The organism is Campylobacter concisus (assembly GCF_002914005.1).
In the GTDB taxonomy this organism is placed as follows: domain Bacteria; phylum Campylobacterota; class Campylobacteria; order Campylobacterales; family Campylobacteraceae; genus Campylobacter_A; species Campylobacter_A concisus_N.
On record NZ_POZU01000017.1, the window covers coordinates 1 to 3,654 of the forward strand.

Here is a 3,654-nt window from a genome sequence, read left to right on the forward strand (position 1 = left end):
CTAGGATTTGCTTCAAGCGAGATAAAACGTGTTTTCAGCGATTTTAGTGCTAAATTTACTAACTATCATGCGTTAAATTCTAATGACTTGCTGGATATTATAAGCAACGATGTAACAAGCGTTTATAAAAAAGTTAGTGACTATAACTTTGAAATGCTTCAAAGCAACGATGATAAAATAGTTTATGCAATAAATGGCATAAAAAACGAAAACGACCCATTCGTTGTCTTAAATAATGATGCTAAGAAGCTTCCAGATGAGTTAAATGAATATTATCAAAAGTTATCGACACTTGCATGGAAACAAGTAGAAAATGGCGCTTCAGCACTTTTATCAACAGCATATAGAGATGATGTTTTTGATGATTTTGAAAGTCTTATCAAGCCATTTTATCCATTTAATGAACAATCTCCAAAGGCTGTCAGTATAGAAGAATTTAAAAGATTCTTTGGCAAAAACGGAACTTGGAATAGCTTTTACGATAGATATCTAAAACAAATCTTAAGTAAAACCGCTGATGGTTATAAAATAAGACCAAAATACGCAAAAGAGCTAAGATTTAGTAGGGATTTCCTTAAAAATATTGCCTATATAGACAGAATTTCAAATTTAATGCTTGATTCAAATGATGAGCTAAAATTAAATTATAATTTAAAAGCTGTCGACTTATCGGCAAATTTCAGTCATATAAATATTAGTTATTCTAATAACTCTTTGACTTATGATCATACAATTGCCTCAAATTTGATAGTTTCAAGCAAAAATTTTGATATATCAACACAGTTTAAATTCAATGCAGTTTCAAGCACTGGAAGCGAGAGAAAAGAGCTAAGCTTTGATGGAGAGTGGGGCTGGTATAAGATATTAAAAGCTTCAAATTTTAGTAGCGTTGGCGTTAGTACGCTTAATTTTGATGGTAGAAGAGATTCGTATTTTGGCTTTGAAGTAACACCAAATGGAGGAGAGCTTTTAGAGCTTATGGATATCATACCAACGATAAATTTACCAAAGAAGATGCTTTATTAAGGAAGAAATATGCAACAAATAGCAGCAGTTATACAAAATTACGATAAAGCGTCAAGCTTTTCAGCTCAATTTATCATTTTTGATGAAAATGGCGGTGATATAGGCTCACTAGACACTACAAAATTTTATTGTAATGATATGAGTGATTCAATCGCACCAAAACACGCTCATGTTGGATTTGAAGAGGGGGTTTTTACAATTTGTGGCTATAAAGATTGTGAAATTTTTTATAGTGATTCATATTCAAAGCTTCCAGATGACTATGAGAGTGTCATAAATTTGGGCGATGTCTTTAGGATAGGGGATTTAAAATTTATATTTATAGACCCTTCTAGGATTGATGAATATATAGGAAAAGCCAATAAGATAATAGAAAATACGAAAAATTTTGACAAGCTTGATGATAAACGTTTTGAGCCAGTTGGTAAAATTTCAAATGTTGATTTTAAAGAAGAACCAAAGATAAACTCATTAATAAATGATAAAAAAGATATCACTTTAAATGAAAATGCGCACGATGCAGTTTTAAATTTAAATGAGATAGCTCAAAATTTTGATGAAGAAGAAAATGCAAATAGTCAAAATATGCTTACTGCAAAAAGCATGGATGAGCTTTTGACAAAGATAGTTGAGAGTATAAAATTGCAACCAAATATGAGCCCTATAAGTGAGCAGACTAGGACTTTAAATACAAAAGATATGGAAACAATCATGAAAACTCTTCCTCTTAGTGATTCGACAGAACTAATAAATGCGGTTTTGGTTAAGCTTATCTGCAAAGAGCTATATAGCCAAATGTATGATATAGTCGAGAATAACTCATTTTTTAAATATCTTTCAGGAGCCGTACTAAAAAGCACTAAGGAAGATAAGGAAGTGTTTAATTATCTATTGCATAAAGCTCTTCAAAGCTATATGTTAAAAAAGTAATGTTTTTAATAAAACAGAAAGTAAATAAAAGATAGAATAATCCAAACTTTTTAATAGGAGTAAATATGTCACAACCAGTGTATATTAAAGTGAAAGGTTCTACACAAGGACTTATTTCAAGTGGTGCTTCAACAGAAGCCAGTATAGGTAATCGCTATCAGTCAGGTCATGAAGATGAGATTATGGCTCAAGAGGTTTCTCATATAGTAACAGTTCCAACTGATCCACAAAGTGGCCAACCATCAGGTCAAAGAGTCCATAAGCCATTTAGTTTTACTACATCACTAAATAAAGCTGTTCCACTTCTTTACAATGCCTTAACACAAGGCGAAAGACTTCCAGAGGTTGAGATCTATTGGTATAGAACATCAACTAGTGGTGGTGCGGAGCATTTCTTTACTACAAAACTAGAAGATGCAACTATAACAGATATTACTCTAGTAAGTCCAAATGCTCAAGACAAGCTAAACAGCGACAAAACAGAGCTTTTCAAAGTTTCAATGAACTATAGAAAGATAGTTTGGGAGCATGTAGCTGCAGGTACAAGCGGAAGCGATGACTGGAGAGAAGCTACCAAAAAAGCTTAAAACTAACCTAGGGTTTACCCCTAGGGTTAATAAAATCATCTTCTGGCTAGAAGGACACAGATGAGCCCTTTTTATCTTTATATTTTAAATTAACATGATATGTGAAATGCGATATGAAACACCTAGTTATAATCATATTTCTCATAACATCTTTATATTCACACGAAGCAAATTGTACGGATATGTTTGGGCTCATTTTTAATAAAAATTTAAGTGACGCTGAAACTACCAAGTATATAAAATACTACATAGATAATCTTGGATGTGATATTAATGCTAGTATAAATTTACCGAATTTCACAATGAAAGCCAGTTTATTAGAATTTGCATATAGCGCAAATAAGCCTAAAAGTATTGACGAGATTTTAGAAAAAGGTGCAGTACCTAATGTATGGTTGGCTGGTTCAATAGGATTAGACTTTTTGCTTTTTTTCGAAGAAAATGGTGTTAAGCTAGAAGGACAGTCCCCAAGTCCTGAGCTATTAGAATTTATTAAAACTCAAAAATATAAAGAATTTAAAGAAGAGAAATTTAAGCTAATTAAAAAACTCTTAGAACATGGACAAGACCCAAGAGGCTATATTCTTTTACAGAAAGTGCTAACGCTTGTAAATGATGAAGAGGATTTAGATAATTTATTAAAGAATAGAACTCAAAAGGAATTAGTGCAATGAAGCAATTAGCAATAATCATATTTTTCATAACATCTTTATATTCACATGAAGCAAATTGTACGGATATGTTTGGACTTATTTTTAATAAAAATTTAAGTGACACTGAAACGGCTAAGTATATAAAATACTACATAGATGATCTTGGATGCGATGCTAATGCTAGTTTAGCAACATCCATAGGCATGAGCTTTGCATTTTTCTTTAGGGAAAATGGTGTCGGTATAGACAATAAAAAAGCTAGCTCTGAGCTATTGGAATTTATAAAAACTCAAAAATATAAAGAATTTAAAGACGATAAATTTAGGCTAATTAAAAAGCTTTTATTGCACGGACAAGACCCAAAAGACTATGAGGTTTTAAAGGTTATTTTGAAAATTATAAATGATGAAAAAGATTTAGATAATTTATTAAAGAATGAAACTCAAAAGGAATTAGCG

5 protein-coding genes are annotated in these 3,654 nt (G+C 31.5%); all 5 read left to right on the forward strand.

Going from position 1 to position 3,654, the window contains the following annotated elements; genetic code table 11:
- A partial coding sequence (locus CYP54_RS02245) for a type VI secretion IcmF C-terminal domain-containing protein (protein WP_345968868.1) occupies nt 1-1,026 on the forward strand: 1,026 nt, incomplete at its 5' end.
- 9 nt (nt 1,027-1,035) lie between these two features.
- The gene (locus tag CYP54_RS02250) at nt 1,036-1,956 is read left to right on the forward strand and encodes an FHA domain-containing protein (RefSeq protein ID WP_103604041.1); all 921 of its coding nucleotides are present in this window, start codon (nt 1,036-1,038) and stop codon (nt 1,954-1,956) included.
- A 65-nt stretch (nt 1,957-2,021) separates the two neighbouring features.
- Nucleotides 2,022-2,543, forward strand: coding sequence for an Hcp family type VI secretion system effector (locus CYP54_RS02255; protein ID WP_054195925.1), 522 nt, complete (start codon nt 2,022-2,024; stop codon nt 2,541-2,543).
- A gap of 182 nt (nt 2,544-2,725) precedes the next feature.
- The gene (locus CYP54_RS02260) at nt 2,726-3,217 is read left to right on the forward strand and encodes a hypothetical protein (protein ID WP_258033618.1); all 492 of its coding nucleotides are present in this window, start codon (nt 2,726-2,728) and stop codon (nt 3,215-3,217) included.
- The coding region (locus CYP54_RS02265; protein ID WP_258033619.1) for a hypothetical protein at nt 3,214-3,654 on the forward strand (441 nt) is incomplete at its 3' end. The genes CYP54_RS02260 and CYP54_RS02265, both read left to right, overlap by 4 nt.

Coding starts and splice junctions, on each gene's coding strand:
- CYP54_RS02250 (WP_103604041.1), top strand. CDS start 1,036: ATGCAACAAATAGCAGCAGTTATACAAAATTACGATAAAGCGTCAAGC.
- CYP54_RS02255 (WP_054195925.1), top strand. CDS start 2,022: ATGTCACAACCAGTGTATATTAAAGTGAAAGGTTCTACACAAGGACTT.
- CYP54_RS02260 (WP_258033618.1), top strand. CDS start 2,726: ATGTTTGGGCTCATTTTTAATAAAAATTTAAGTGACGCTGAAACTACC.